General features: G+C 39.6%; 8 protein-coding genes. 4 read left to right on the plus strand and 4 right to left on the minus strand.

Annotation, left to right across the window (positions count from 1 at the left end; genetic code table 11):
* Nucleotides 1-8: 8 nt before the first annotated feature.
* Nucleotides 9-1373 carry a PQQ-dependent sugar dehydrogenase gene (locus J2X31_RS03470; RefSeq protein WP_310024436.1) on the plus strand — a complete coding sequence of 455 codons (1365 nt, stop codon included), beginning with the start codon at nucleotides 9-11 and terminating at the stop codon, nucleotides 1371-1373.
* Between the two features lie 134 nt (nucleotides 1374-1507).
* On the opposite strand, the gene J2X31_RS03475 is transcribed toward J2X31_RS03470, so the two are convergent.
* From J2X31_RS03475 to J2X31_RS03490, 4 genes are all read right to left on the minus strand, one after another.
* The gene (locus J2X31_RS03475) at nucleotides 1508-2545 is read right to left on the minus strand and encodes an NADP(H)-dependent aldo-keto reductase (RefSeq protein WP_310024437.1); all 1038 of its coding nucleotides are present in this window, start codon (nucleotides 2543-2545) and stop codon (nucleotides 1508-1510) included.
* 32 nt (nucleotides 2546-2577) lie between these two features.
* Entirely contained in the window at nucleotides 2578-3093 is a 516-nt protein-coding gene (locus J2X31_RS03480) for a PAS domain-containing protein (protein ID WP_310024438.1), read from the minus strand.
* An 84-nt stretch (nucleotides 3094-3177) separates the two neighbouring features.
* Nucleotides 3178-4260 (minus strand): DNA polymerase IV, encoded by a 1083-nt coding sequence (gene dinB, locus J2X31_RS03485; protein WP_310024440.1) that lies wholly within the window; start codon nucleotides 4258-4260, stop codon nucleotides 3178-3180.
* A 22-nt stretch (nucleotides 4261-4282) separates the two neighbouring features.
* Entirely contained in the window at nucleotides 4283-6352 is a 2070-nt protein-coding gene (locus tag J2X31_RS03490; RefSeq protein WP_310024443.1) for a transporter-like protein, read from the minus strand.
* Between the two features lie 78 nt (nucleotides 6353-6430).
* Between J2X31_RS03490 and J2X31_RS03495 the strand changes: the two genes are divergently transcribed.
* From J2X31_RS03495 to J2X31_RS03505, 3 genes are all read left to right on the plus strand, one after another.
* The gene (locus J2X31_RS03495; RefSeq protein WP_310024445.1) at nucleotides 6431-6901 is read left to right on the plus strand and encodes a CYTH domain-containing protein; all 471 of its coding nucleotides are present in this window, start codon (nucleotides 6431-6433) and stop codon (nucleotides 6899-6901) included.
* A 354-nt stretch (nucleotides 6902-7255) separates the two neighbouring features.
* Complete coding sequence (locus J2X31_RS03500; RefSeq protein WP_310024448.1) at nucleotides 7256-11755, plus strand: T9SS-dependent choice-of-anchor J family protein; 4500 nt, start codon at nucleotides 7256-7258, stop codon at nucleotides 11753-11755.
* Nucleotides 11756-11851: 96 nt separating this feature from the next.
* Nucleotides 11852-15496 (plus strand): T9SS-dependent choice-of-anchor J family protein, encoded by a 3645-nt coding sequence (locus J2X31_RS03505; RefSeq protein WP_310024450.1) that lies wholly within the window; start codon nucleotides 11852-11854, stop codon nucleotides 15494-15496.
* Nucleotides 15497-15503 lie beyond the last annotated feature (7 nt).

Genomic DNA, 15503 nt, shown 5'->3' on the forward strand with positions numbered 1-15503 from the left:
TATTTTTTATGAAAACAACACTACTCTCATTATTACTTTTATTTGCAAATGCTTTGTTTGCCCAAACGCTAGGATTGACTTCCTTTGCCACAGGATTTTCTGATCCAGTTGAAATTGTAAATGCTGGAGACAACCGTCTTTTCGTAGTAGAACAAGGCGGAACCATAAAAATCGTTAGTGCTACAGGAACTGTAACCACAACTCCTTTCTTGAATATTTCAACCCTAATCAGTACTGGAGGCGAACGTGGACTTCTTGGTTTGGCGTTCCATCCGGATTATGCAAACAATGGCTATTTTTATGTGAATTATACCAATACAAGCGGACATACAGTGATTGCCCGTTATTCGGTTAATACTAGTAATCCAAATTTGGCACAAACCCCTGGAACGATCCTACTTACTATTAATCAGCCTTTCTCCAACCATAACGGAGGAACCATAAAATTTGGTCCTGACGGTTATCTCTACATCGGAATGGGGGATGGCGGAAGCGGTGGTGATCCCAATGGATATGGACAAAACATCAACAGCCTTCTAGGAAAAATGCTCCGTATCGATGTAGATGGGACAGCACCTTACACAAGTCCGGCAACAAATCCGTATGTTGGAGTTGCAGGAGCCGATGAAATTTGGGCAATCGGACTCAGAAATCCTTGGAAGTTCTCGTTTGACAGTTTGAATGGCGATTTATGGATTGCCGATGTTGGCCAGCAAAACGTAGAGGAAATCAACAAAGAACCATACACTTCAGCTGGCCTAAACTACGGTTGGAAATGCTACGAAGGAAGTGCTCCTTATGCAACATCAGGTTGTGCTCCAATTGGAACCATGACCTTTCCTTATGCCGAATATTCATCTGCAACTGGAAGTCCATATTGCTCTATTACCGGAGGATATGTTTATAGAGGAAATACCTATCCTGCCATGCAAGGCAAGTATTTCTTTGCCGATTATTGCTCCAATAAAATCGGAAAGGTTGAAACAGACGGCACCTTGACCTTCTCTCCAACAATGCCTGGTGGTTCCTATACTTCTTTTGGTGTAGATATCAATGGAGAAATTTATGTGGCTTCCGCCGATAATGGAGTGGTTTATAAATTGGTGGATACCAATCCACTTTCGGTTAAGGAAACTGAATTGAAGAAGTTTAAAATGTACCCAAATCCGGCAAAAGAAACACTTTATCTTTCGGATATCGATTTTCCGGCAACTGTCAGCATTTATGATATAACCGGAAAATTATTGATTGATGCAAAAATCGAAAGCAACCAAACCGCCATCAACACAAGCGGATTGGAATCTGGAATTTATATGGTGAATGTTACCGATAATGCAGGAGGAAATGCTACTTCTAAATTGGCTGTGAAGTAACACCTGTTTGTCATTCCGAGGAACGAGGAATCTCATAATCTGAATCAAGGTTATAAGAGCTACTTTATGAGATTCCTCGTTCCTCGGAATGACAAATTTGTAGAATACAATGTATAGAATTGGTAACTTATATTTTAAGGTGCAGGATCTGGAATAAGATTTTGCACCTTTTCTATTTCCTTTAGAATTTCTTCCGAAAGGAAAACCGAAGTTGTATTGATGTTTTCCTCCAATTGTTCCAATGTTGTAGCTCCAATAATTGTAGCCGAAACAAATTCTTGCTGACGGATAAACGCCAATGCCATTTCCGTTAAGCTCAAATCATTCTTCTTGGCAATTTCATTATACAAAACCGAAGCCCTTCTGGAATTTTCAGAATTATACCGTGAAAAATTCGGAAACAAATTGATTCTTGCATTCGGATGATTTTCGTCTGCTAGAAATTTACCCGACAAAACCCCGAAAGCCAAAGGCGAATAGGCCAAAAGCCCGACATTTTCTCGGCAACAAACTTCTGCATTTCCAACCTCAAAACTCCTGTTCAAGAGCGAATACGGATTTTGAACCGTTGCAATTTTTGGCAGATTGTGCTTTCTACTTTCTTCCAAAAAACGCATCAAACCCCAAGGAGTTTCGTTTGAAAGTCCAAAATGTTTTATTTTTCCTTCTTTAATCAAAGCTTGAATCGTTTCCAAAACCTGCTGGATGTTATCTTCCCAAGTTTCCTCTTTTACTTTAAAACCTCGTTGTCCGAAGAAATTCACATTCCGTTCCGGCCAATGCAATTGGTATAAATCGATATAATCGGTTTGAAGGCGTTGCAGGCTTTTTTCAACCGAAAGTCGAATCGTAGTATTATTAAAAGTCAAATCTTCCCGGATGTATTCCAATCCGCGGTTGGGTCCCGCAATTTTCGTTGCCAAAACCACCTCATCTCTCCTGCCCGATTTTTTCAACCATGTTCCGATGATTTTTTCGGTACTTCCAGACGTTTTTTCCCTTGACGGAACCGAATACATTTCGGCCGTATCAATGAAATTTATTCCCTTATCTAATGCAAAATCAATTTGAGAATGCCCGTCGGCTTCGGAGTTTTGCTGACCAAAAGTCATGGTTCCCAAGCAAATTTCGCTGATTTTCACATCAGTTCCAGGCAGTGTAGTATAGTTCATTTGAATAGTTTGAAAGTATGCAAAAGTAACACTTATGCCACTTTTTCGAAAGCAATAAAGTGGGAGAGTTTTCCTTTTTTATTAAAAATAGGAAAACCTTTAATATGGCAATCATAGGTTTCACCAGATTTACGATAGTTCACAACCGTTTTCTCAAATGGTTCCTGATTTTCAATTGCCATCCTGATTTCGGCACTTGTTTTTCGAGAAGTTGCTTTGCCTTGAAATAGTTTTGGGCTTTCGCCGATAACTTCCTGGCTTTGATAACCCGTCATTTTAAGAATAGTATGACTGGCAAAAACGATTTTCAGGGTTGAATCCGTAACCACAATCACATTTTCGTCTTGCAGTTCTGTTTCAAAATCAAAATCAGAAATCCAATTGTTGTTAATTGTCAATGCTTTAAGTTGTTTTAGATCCAAGAAATTACTGTTTAGATCTTGAAGAAATGCACCATAAAAATCCCACGAAGCAAGAGGCATCCTGTTTAAAGTCAAGTTGCTTGAATAGTCCGATTGAGCTTTTTCGTATTCTTTTAAACCAACCATTGTATGAATAATTTTAAGCAAAGTTATCTTTTAAATCAAACCAAAAAATAAATAAGTATAAGTTTAACTGTTGTTTAGGCAGTATCAAAAGTCAAATTTCAACTGAACTGCAACCGCCTTCTTTTGTTCGGTATTTAGATTATTAAGCGAAATTCCGAGTAATCGAACCGAATCCTTCATTCGTTCCTGATAGAGCAATTCCTTTGCAGTTTCTAGAAGAAGAGCCTTATCCGAAATAAAATAAGGCAAAGTCTTGCTTCGGGTTTGCTGGGTAAAATCGCTGTATTTGATTTTCAGGGTGACGGTTTTTCCTGCAACATTGTGTCTTTTTAAACGCTTTTCGAGTTGTTGGGCAATTATTTCTAGCTTTTCGATCATAAAAATTTCCGAAGAAATGTTTTCGTCAAAAGTATGCTCTGTTGCAACGGATTTTGCAATACGTTCTGCTTTTACTTCACTGTTGTGGATGCCACGAACCACATTGTAATAGTAGGCCCCCGACTTCCCAAAATGCTTCTCCAGAAATTCTTGTGATTTTGCTTTTAAATCAGATCCTTTAAAAATGCCGAGCTGGTACATTTTTTCGGTCGTGACTTTTCCAACTCCGTAGAACTTTCGGATGGGAAGTTCTTCTAGAAATTCAAGAATTTCATGGGGATTTACTGTTTTTTGTCCGTTTGGCTTATTGATGTCCGAGGCTACTTTTGCTATGAATTTATTGACTGAAATTCCTGCCGAAGCCGTCAAACCCACTTCATAAAAAATCCTTTTCCGGATTTCCTGGGCAATCAATGTTGCACTTGGGTTTCCTTTTTTGTTTTGGGTAACATCCAGATAGGCTTCATCCAACGAAAGCGGTTCGACCATATCCGTATAATCATGAAAAATCTTATGGATTTGACGTGAAATCTCCTTATACCTATCAAATCTTGGTCGAACAAAAATAATATGTGGACAATATTTCTTGGCCAAAACACCACTGATGGCACTCCTAACTCCAAATTTTCTCGCCTCATAACTTGCCGCCGAAACCACACCTCGGATTTCGCTTCCGCCAACGGCAACCGGTTTTCCGCGAAGTTCAGGATTGTCCATTTGTTCTACCGATGCATAAAAAGCATCCATATCTACATGGATAATTTTCCTGTCGGTATTAAAAGGATACATTGCTAAAATGATATGGAATTAATTATTCATGATGAAGAAATTTATCTTCAACGATGGTTTTTTTCTTTCTTTCGGTTGGCAAAAAGAAACTCAAGGGTTTTCTTTTGAAATGCTTCCAAATGGCACCCGTCACAAAACGCAGTTCAAATATCGAAATATCCCTTGAACGGAAAGCCAGTCCTAATGAGAGTCCGAAACTAACCAAGAAATTGACCAAACCAATCATTCCTATTCCGAAAATACCCCAAAAGAGCATGGCATTGTCCATTACATACTTGGATCCATACATCGAAAGGGCAAGGTTGCCACTGGCAAAAGTAATGTGTCGGATATCGAGATTCAATCCCAAGAACATTCCTATTGAAGCCGTGCTTCCCATAAAAATACCAAACCAAAAGTTGGATATAATTCCGGCCCATCTTTTTTCGTAAAGGTTGGCCAATTTCAATGTGCGTTTCTTGCCGATGGTTCGTTTTAGAAAAGGATGCTCCTGAATTCGGAAATATACTTGAGCATGTTTGTCCCTATTGGCTACACTTCCCGATATAATTCCCGACAGGAAAAGGAAAACCCCTGCAATTGCGGCATGAAAAATAGCGGCAGAATGCAAAGGACTGATGTCGGTTAGAAGTTTCAGCCATTTGTCTTGAGCGAGATTATAATCAAAAGCATAATCAATGAGCCAAATACCCAACAACGAAACGGGGAAAGCCATAATCACGTTGCCTACAAAGGCTATAAACTGTGAACGGAAAACCCTCGCAAAAAGAATTGCAAACGCACCATACTTTTCAATCTTATCGCCTTGTTTCTTTTTTCCCTCTTCCAAAGCCCTAACTAATGCGGCAGCGGTCATGGCGGGTTGCTTTGTGGCAAGGGTGAAACCCAGAATGTAGATGGCGATAAAACCAAACGAATAATTCATGCTGTAAAGGAAAGCGTGGCCAAAATAGCTTGTATCTGCTTTGGCAAGGAATAATTTTATGATACAAAGTATTCCTACAATGAATCCGCCTCCAAGAGCTGTTGTAAACATCCTGAAATATTCCTTCCGGCCTTCGGTGATGTAATGTTCGCCTGTTTTGGCAGTATGCTGTGTAACTTCATAGGAAATCAATTGGGTACTTTCGGCAATAAATTTCCTTACGTTATTCTTGTAGCAATTGTATTTGATGAGCTCGATTGCCAACAAGATACTATTTTGCCTTTCGTCATTTTTATCTTTTGTAATCAAGAGTGGAAGCAGGACTTTGAGTCTTTCCAATTGCTGACGAATTCTTAACAGATTTTGATTTACGCGAAGCGAAATACCGTATTTGGAAGTATTGCTGAAGGCTTTTTCTACAAAATCTTCACATTGCTTGTGCAAAACCTGCAACTGTTTATAGGACAAATCATCGGGCGAGATGGAATATATCGGACCTATTTTGATTCGCTCTTCGATTTCTAACAGTTCTTTTTCAAAGGCTGTAAACGGACTTTCATATCCATCGAATTCGGGCACCATCTTGATGACATCGGTTTCCATGGCACGACCGCTGATTCTTTGCGTAATCAAGGTCATCGAAATCATCAATTCCGAAAGCGGAGAAATCGATTCGGCAGTTATATATAATGATTTGAAGCCTAAAACTTCGTATATCTTTTCTAACTGATCAAAAGGTATTTTCTTTACCCAGATGATATCGGTATCCAAATAAAAAACCTGATTCAACACATATTCAAGTGTATCCTTTTGTGGCTGATTAGGCAAAAACTTTGCGAAAATTCGCTTTTTAACCTCAAAAATAAAGTCGACATCCTGAAGGATTGCTGCGTCGGAAAGGATTTTATTGAACTTTTTTCCTTCAAGGATTTCTTTTATATAGACAGAAAGATTGTAACGGTAGGTTTTATTTTGCTTTAGAAAGTCAATCAGATCAGACAAATCAACCGAGGTTACTCTTTTGGGTTTCAGTGGCCTTAAAAAACGAATCAGCAGGACCAATACTTCCAAATCGTCCTCTTTTTCCCGCCACTCCTCTCTTTCATCAAAATATTTGGCGATAAAATCCTTGACGGTTGGCTTTAATTTTGGTTTAAACAATTTCATTCGAACAGCTATTTGTGTAAAAATACAAATACGAGCTAATAAATGTATTAACTTGCTCATAAATTTATTTGAATAAAAATGATTGAAATCGAACGTAAATTTTTGGTCACCTCGGATGCTTTCAAAAGTCAATCCTTCAACAAAAAACAAATCTCTCAAGGCTATCTAAATTCTAATCCCGAAAGAACGGTTAGAATTAGAATTTCAGACGACAAGGGCTTTTTAACCATAAAAGGAAAAGGGAACGAAACTGGCCTATCGCGTTTTGAATGGGAAAAGGAAATTCCGATTGAAGAAGCAAGAGCTTTATTAGCTTTAAGCGAAAAAGGAGCAATTGACAAAACCCGTTTTGAAGTAAAAGCAGGCCATCATATTTATGAAGTGGATGAATTTTTTGGTGAAAACCAAGGCCTGATCATTGCCGAAATAGAACTTTCCTCAGAAACTGAAACTTTTGAAAAACCAGAATGGCTTGGTGAGGAAGTTACTAATGATGAACGTTTTTATAATGCTTACTTGAGCAGAAATCCTTTTGTTTTTTGGAAATAATTATTGAAACTGATTCTTCTATTTTATTCAACTTATATCTAATTTTTCAAGAGAAGAGTTTAAATCTGCAAAAAATGAGCACAACTCAACTATAAAAACAGAAAAAAACAGTTGCTTTTTTTATTTCTGAACAACATCAGTTCTATTACGATTTCGAGCCTCTCAGAACCTCAACAAACCCTTTAAAATCAATATTTGTCACTATATTTCTCTAAAAATGTCACAAAATTTAGGGTATAGGTTTTACCATTACTATTAATTTAAATGCAACTTTGGAAAAGAATTTTTGCGGAAATTATATTTTATTTCACAAAAGTTTCTATTCCAACCTTATTAACCAAAAAATTAATATTAATGAAAAAAATTACTTTTTGTGTGCTGATGATGCTTTCATCAGTGTTCTTAGGATTTTCACAGGTAAGTATTGGTAATGGTACTACCATTTATGCAGGTTTGCCTTTTGAGCCTGTAACCCTGTATTCCTATTCTCAGACGATTTATCGAGCTTCGGAGATCAATGCTTCGGGGACGATTACTTCCTTGAAATGGCATTTTACGGGTGTTGACAATTTAGAAAACAGTCAGGATGTGACGGTTTACTTGGCTCATACTACAAAAAATGCTTTTAATGGTGGCGACTGGGTGTCGCTGAATGATCTGACCTTGGTGTACACCGGCGGTCTTGAAATTCCTGAATCGGGATGGATTGAAATTCCATTCAATGAAGGTTTTGTGTATAATGGAACCGATAACTTGGTGGTTGCTGTAAAGGAAAATCATCCGGGCAGCGACAGTAACTATGATGAGTTTTACAATAGTGTTGGCCTACCCGGCACTTCGTTGCTAACAACTTCTCATTCTGAAGACATGAATCCTAATCCGGCCAATCCGCCATCAGGTTACGCAACGCCTCATTATCCTAACATTATTTTTGAAGGAATTACCCAGGCTTGTCCTACACCATTTAATGTTCATGCACATACGGAAAACATTGGCACTACCACTGCAACGATCGATTGGAATGCACCTGTAAATGAACCAACTGGCGGAAGTCAATATTATATTTCCACTAGTTCAGTGCAACCTTCTAGCGACACAGCTCCTTCGGGAAGTATAGCTAGCGGAAACACTATTGAATTGAACAACCTTGAACCAGGAACTACACATTATTTATGGGTACGAAGCCTTTGTCAAGAAGGTGTTTTCAGTCCTTGGTCAGCCACCTTTAGTTTCATTACAACTTGTTCTCCTGCTACGGAGATATTTGAAGATTTCAATGTGGGAATGCTCACATCTGAACTTCCTATCTGTTGGTCAAAAATTGTGAGAGGTCCTGGAATCAATGAATTTGCAAATGTAGAGATATCTTATATTTGGGCATATCTTTGGAGTGGTAACGCTACGCTGCCTACTGATGAAGTTGTTCTTATTGCTCCAGAAGTATCAAATCTTGCATCAGGAACACATCGTTTGAAATTTTCAGCTTATGAATATGGACCTCTGGAACAGAATAGTTCTATCCAGATCGTAACTCTCGAGGAGAATGGCCCAGATGCGGCTTACACTGTATTTACAGAAATCAATACTGAAAATACTAGCTCTCTTGAAGATGGTATTGCTACTTATGTTGTTGATTTTAGTAACTATGAAGGTACAGACAAATATATTGGTTTTAAATTGGTTACTAATTCATGGGGAATCCGAATGGTTATAGATGACGTTATCTGGGAACCAATTCCTCCTTGTCCTGATGTTGACTTTACATCAATAGAAATAGAACCGCTCTCCATTGCTGAAACCACCGCTACTGTTTTATGGAACAATGATGGTGCTGAAAGTTTTGAAGTTTCTTATGGAGAATCAACAGTGACCGATCCGAATTTAGGAACAATTGTTTCGAGTGAGGAATCAACAAAAGAATTGACTGGGTTAACACCTGACACCGAATATAAAGTTTGGGTTCGCTCCATCTGTACCGAAGGTAATGGTGTTTGGATAGGGCCAAGAACTTTCAAAAGTGAATGTATTGGCGTTGATAGTCTAAATGAAAATTTTGATGCTTCTACAGATGCTCCTGCTTGTTGGACTACAATTATGGAAGGTCCTTCATTAGATAGTCCAAGCTTTTACATCGCCTCTATTGAATGGTTAGCCTTTTCAGGAACAAACTCAGCAAGCCTTTACTATTGGTATGCTAATGCCGTTGGAACGAATGGTGCTCCATACGGTCCGGATCATACGATATTGGTAAGCCCAAAACTTTCTAACCTTGGTGCAGGAACACATCGATTTAAATTTCGAGCATCATCAGGGAATTCATCTGCAAATAATATTCAAGTTGTATTATTAAACAGCAACAAAAGCACATCTGGAATGAGCGTTGCTGCTGCATTTAATTCATCTCCTAATATATCTGGAGAAATGGTAGAATATATAGTCAACTTTGATCAATTTGAAGGATTTGAAGAAAGCTATATCGGAATCCGACTTAATGGACCAAACACTTCTTCATTCACTCTTTATATTGATGATGTAGTTTGGGAGCCAATGCCTCCATGTTCGGATACGGGACTTGTTAGCGTTTCTGACATTGAAATCGACAGTGCTAAATTGAGCTGGACGCCTGGTGGTGATGAAACTATGTGGCAAGTTGCCTACGGCCCAGTGACAGCAACCGATCCTGAAACACAAAACTTGTCTACCACTACTACTTTTGATGAAGAGAATACCACAGCATCTGCCAATATTTCTGGACTTTCAGCCGCAACAACCTATAAGGTTTGGGTTCGCTCGATGTGTGGTGAGGCTGGAAACGGACAATGGTCTCTTCCTGTAACCTTCAAAACAGATTGTAATGCGATTGATGCCATAAGTGAAAACTTTGACACTACTGCCAATACGATGATGCCTGATTGTTGGTCTAAAATATTAAGAGGCGAAACTTTGGCGAATGATGCAGTAATAGAGGTGGCTCCTGTTCCTGCAAATTTACTGCAAACCGCACCAAACACAATCAACATCTTCAAGAGCACCTCTGGTGTAGATGACGACATGATTATTGTATCTCCAGAATTAACCAATGTTGGTGCAGGAACACATCGCCTTACTTTTTTTGCAACTTATTTATATGCTCAAGGTTCTTTAGAAATAGGAACTTTAAACAGCAACAATTCTGATGCAGTGTTCACACCAATTGATGAAGTTTCCTTAACTACAACTTCTCAATACTATGCTGTTGATTTTGCCAATTATCAAGGGACGGACACTTTCTTCGGTATTCGTTTGAACAGTTCAGGTGCCAATACAGTGGCCCTTATTGATAATTTACATTGGGAACCAATTCCAGCTTGTGCTACACTTTTAAGCGTAGATGTGGTTGACATTAGTGATATTGGTGCAGAAGTAATCTGGGAAACTCCGGGAGACGAATCCAATTGGCAGATAGTTCACGCCACTTCAGACGTGACAAGCCCTGACGGATTAGCCCCTATTACAGCAATCCAAGACCCAATGGCTTCATTGAGCAATCTAGCAGCATCAACTCAATACAACGTTTGGGTTCGTTCGGTTTGTGGGGAAAATTTAGGTGCTTGGTTTGGACCGATAACTTTCACAACAGATTGTACTGCAGTAACGGCTTTCAGCCAGAATTTTGATACCACAACCACTCCTGCGATTCCAGAATGTTGGAAAGCAATCAAGAGAGGTGCTAATTTATCATCTATGGCGGTTATCGAAACAAGTGGTACTGGTGCATCATCTGCTCCAAACGTAATCGTGATCTATAAAGCTACTTCTAATGTGAACGACGATCTTATCATTGTATCTCCGAAAATTTCCAATGCTGGTGCAGGAACTCATAAACTAACGTTTAACTCAATGATGCAAAACGGAGCTGGTGCCGAATTACAAATTGGAACTTTGGACGGATATACGGCTGATGCTGTTTTCACACCTTATCAAAGCGTGGCTCCAACAGCTGCATACCAGGAATTTTCTATTGATTTCGACCAATACTCTGGAAGCGACCAATACATCGGTATTCGCTTAAATTCATCGGCTTTCCATACTGTTGCCTATTTAGATAATATTGTTTGGGCACCTGTTTTGGAGGAAATTTGTCCTGCAGTAGCCAACATCAACGAAAACTTTGATACTACGGCTGTTAACACACTTCCGAATTGCTGGACAGAAATCATCAGAGGACCTTCGTCAGAAACTTCTCTTGATGGCATCATGGTAAAAGCATTCGAGGCAGGTTCGGTTCCAAATGCCGTTAACATCTTTAAAGGACTTTCTACCACAGCAGATGAGCAAATATTGGTGTTGCCACAAGTAACCAACCTAAGTGCCGGAACCCACAAATTGAGCTTTGATATGGCTGGGCCTCCTTCAGGAATTGAAGTTGGAACAATGAACAGCAACACTGCAGATGGCGTGTTTACATTAAAACAAACACTAGCAGTTCCAGGAGAATTTACTACTTTCGAAGTTGATTTCACCAACTATACAGGAACAGACACCTACATCGCTTTGCGTTTGGCTCCTGGAGAGGCGGCATTCGTGTCAATGTATATAGACAATATCATTTGGGCAAACCCATTGGGTACGGGAACGTTCAACAGCAACGCCTTTACCTATTATCCAAACCCGGTTAATGACGTCTTGAATTTATCGTATGATAAAAACATCACGAAAGTGGCCGTTTATAACGTTTTGGGTCAGGAAATAATGATCAGGAATAATACTTCTAACCAATCTCAAATTGATATGTCATCACTTGCAAGTGGAACATATATGGTTAGAGTAACTGCAGACAATGTAGAAAAAACAATTAAGGTCATCAAGAAGTAATTAGGTTTTTAGATTGACTAATGAACCCCCGAAAGTTTTCTTTCGGGGGTTTTTTTTAACTCGGCTGTTATACTATACAAACCATTACCAAATAATATGAAAATTAAAAAAAGTATTTTCCTAATCGCTGTCGTCCACTTCTTAATGTCGTTCGGATTGCATGCACAAGTACCCATTGGCACTGGAACCGATCAAAATCAGGCAGTTCCCTTTGAACCGAATTACAACTATGGCTATGCCCAGACTATTTATCTTGCTGAAGAGATTAATGCTCAAGGAAGTATCACTTCGTTGGAATGGTATTTTTCTGGGGAAACCAATCTGGCAAATCAAAACATTACGGTATATATCGGACATACACCAAAATCAAGCTTTGCAACTATTTCTGACTGGGTGTTGCCGACTAATCTGACAGAAGTTCACACAGGATCCTTGAATATTGGAGAGGGATGGTTCACTATTGATTTTAACACTCCTTTTGCTTACAATGGAACAGACAATCTTGTAATTGCTGTTAAGGAAGACGTTGATGGAGCCGACAGCCATAACGATAATTTCTATAACACTGCTGTTTTCAATAACCGATCGCTTGCCTATTATTCTGACAGCAATATCGTTGATGTCGACAATCTACCAGAAGGAAGCCGGCTGATGGCTTTTGTTCCCAACATTATTTTCAACGGAATTACAGCTTCGTGCCAAGTCCCAACCAATGCTAGTATCTCTGAAATTACATTTGATACAGCAGTGCTTTCATGGGATGAACCGCTGGATGCCTCTGCAGGAATTCAATATTTTATATCAGAAAATGCTACACAACCTTCCGCATCAACTCAACCTACAGGAAGTGTGACTTCGGGAACTACTGCCGATTTAACTTCTCTGGCTTCAGGATCAGTTCATTATTTTTGGATAAGAAGCAATTGTGATTCGGATGGGTTTAGTGCTTGGACGAGCCAGGATTTTTTCAAGACCGAATGTGAACCGGCAACGTCCTTCAATGAAAATTTTGATGAAGTTACCGTTCCTGAACTACCTAATTGCTGGACTACCATTTTTAGAGGCCCAACGATATCTTCGGGATCTACTATACAAACCACTCCATGGATGGTTATTGATTCTGAACCGAATAGTGTGCTTTTCTACAACTCTGTTTCCAATACGGATTCAGGCGACGATATTATTTTGGTTTCACCTATACTTTCTAATATTGGTAGTGGCACACACAGGCTTAAATTTACAGCTAAAGACGTGGGAGTTAACGGTTTCTTGCAGGTCGTAACACTGGACACCAACACACTTGATTCAAGTTATGATCTTGTTGAAGAGATTCAGGTTTCAACTGAAGCAGAGGAATATATTATTGATTTCTCAAACTACGACCAAGAAAACAATTATATTGGCATCAAGATGACTTCGCCAGGAATAGGTTCTTCCATCTATGTTGACAATATTGTTTGGGAAGCGAACCCTGCTTGTGCAGATGTAACAGAACTTCATATTCCTGTGATTTCCACAAATGAGGCTACCGTGACTTGGATTGCCAATGGAGGCGAAAACAACTGGCAGATTGCTTTTGGCGAAAATGCTACTGATCCTGAAGCCTTGACACCGCTAGATACCGATAACACTACAATACTGATCAATGAATTGGATCCTGCAACTAACTATACTGTTTGGGTACGTTCTTCTTGCGAATCAAGCTTTGGCGGATGGATAGGGCCTGTTACATTTACAACCAATTGCGAAGCAGTGGCTTCTTTTAACGAAAATTTTGATGCCGTAACCGCTCCTGTTCTACCTGGATGCTGGACTAAAATACTTAGAGGCGAAACATTAAATCCGAGTGCAACCATTCAAACCAGTACCAATCAGGTATTTTCAGCACCTAATTCCGTTCAGTTTGGTACAGGCTCAACAAATACGGCTACGGATGATGTGATACTTGTTTCCCCTACCTTGAATAATTTGGGCAACGGAACACACCGTTTGAGATTTCAAGCACAAAGTGGTTTTAATGTTCCGATTGAAATTGGCACAATGAGTGGAACTGCACAAGTTTCAGATTTTACCGTATATGAAACCGTGGTTCCCAACCTAACAATGGCCGAATATATCGTGACTTTTTCAAGCAACAGCGGAATGACGGATACCCATATCGGAATCAGGATTGATGGCGTGGGAACCAATTATGCTTTCCTTGACAACATCATTTGGGAAGCCATTCCTGCCTGTGCTGATGTTTCCGGAATTGAAGTTACAGACATTACCGCCAATGGAGCCACTATCAATTGGAATTCAGGCGAGGGTGAAACAGAATGGCAGGTAGCCTATGGAGCAGTATCCATCACAGATCCTGAAACATTGACTCCTGTTACGGCAACACAAAATCCGACAACACCAATAACAGGGCTTTCAACCGCTACCAAATACAATCTATGGGTGCGTTCTGTTTGCGAAGCCGGAAATGGCCTGTGGATTGGACCTGTTACATTCACAACCGAATGTTTGGCAACCACCACCTTGAACGAAAATTTCGACAGTGTTACCACACCAGCCCTGCCTGATTGTTGGTCTAGAATCCTTAGGGGAGAAACACTGGCTCCTAGTGCAACCGTTGGAACCATGGAAAGCACCATCCAATCGGGTCCAAATGTAACATGGATATTCAAGGCAAATTCTGGAGCCAATGCTGATCATATCTTGATTACTCCAAAACTTTCAAATATAAACGCTGGAACACATCTTTTGAAATTCTATTCACTGGTAACCAATGCATCCCAAACACAATTGCAAATTGGCACATTAGACGGCAACAATCCAGGAACTGCAGTATTCACTACATTCCAAACCATAGATCTAACGTCAACCACCCAATTGTATACGGTTGATTTTAGCAACTATGAAGGAACAGACACTTACATTGGTTTCCGTATGAATGCTGGAAATGCCCAATATTTGGCAATACTATTAGACAATATCACTTGGGATGTTCCAGCCCCGGAATGTGCTGCCGTAGCTGATATTGACGAAAATTTTGATGCCACTGATCTTGATACGCTTCCAAATTGCTGGACAGAAATCATCAGGGGACCTTCGACAGAAATTTCTCTCGATGGCATCATGGTAAAAGCATTCGAGGCAGGTTCGGTTCCAAATGCCGTTAACATCTTTAAAGGATTTTCTACCACCGAAGATGAGCAAATATTGGTTTTGCCACAGGTAACCAACCTAAATGCTGGAACCCACAAATTAAGTTTGGATATGGCTGGCCCTCCGGTTGAAATAGAAGTTGGAACTATGAACAGCAATACGGCAGATGGTGTGTTTACACCAAAGGAAACACTTGCCGTTCCGGTTGAATTCTCTACTTTCGAGGTAGATTTCACCAACTATACGGGAACCGACACCTACATCGCTTTGCGTTTGGTTCCTGGAGAAGCGGCATTCGTTTCTATGTATATAGACAATATCATTTGGGCAAACCAATTGGATACGGGAACATTCAACAGTAACACCTTTGCCTATTACCCAAACCCTGTTAAGGACATCTTGAATTTATCGTATGATAAAAACATCACGAAAGTGGCGGTCTATAACGTTTTGGGTCAGGAAATAATGGTTAGGAATACTGCTTCCAATCAGTCTCAAATTGATATGTCATCACTTGCAAGTGAGACGTATCTTGTAAAAGTAACAGCCGATAACGCTGAAAAAACAATTAAGGTAATAAAGCAATAATTAGGTT

This window comes from Flavobacterium arsenatis, from assembly GCF_031456785.1.
GTDB classification, from domain to species: domain Bacteria; phylum Bacteroidota; class Bacteroidia; order Flavobacteriales; family Flavobacteriaceae; genus Flavobacterium; species Flavobacterium arsenatis.

Excerpts from the sequence above, each read along its gene's own strand:
- J2X31_RS03500 (WP_310024448.1), top strand. The coding sequence starts at position 7,256 with ATGAAAAAAATTACTTTTTGTGTGCTGATGATGCTTTCATCAGTGTTC.
- J2X31_RS03475 (WP_310024437.1), bottom strand. The coding sequence starts at position 2,545 with ATGAACTATACTACACTGCCTGGAACTGATGTGAAAATCAGCGAAATT.
- dinB (WP_310024440.1), bottom strand. The coding sequence starts at position 4,260 with ATGTATCCTTTTAATACCGACAGGAAAATTATCCATGTAGATATGGAT.
- J2X31_RS03490 (WP_310024443.1), bottom strand. The coding sequence starts at position 6,352 with ATGAAATTGTTTAAACCAAAATTAAAGCCAACCGTCAAGGATTTTATC.
- J2X31_RS03480 (WP_310024438.1), bottom strand. The coding sequence starts at position 3,093 with ATGGTTGGTTTAAAAGAATACGAAAAAGCTCAATCGGACTATTCAAGC.
- J2X31_RS03470 (WP_310024436.1), top strand. The coding sequence starts at position 9 with ATGAAAACAACACTACTCTCATTATTACTTTTATTTGCAAATGCTTTG.
- J2X31_RS03505 (WP_310024450.1), top strand. The coding sequence starts at position 11,852 with ATGAAAATTAAAAAAAGTATTTTCCTAATCGCTGTCGTCCACTTCTTA.
- J2X31_RS03495 (WP_310024445.1), top strand. The coding sequence starts at position 6,431 with ATGATTGAAATCGAACGTAAATTTTTGGTCACCTCGGATGCTTTCAAA.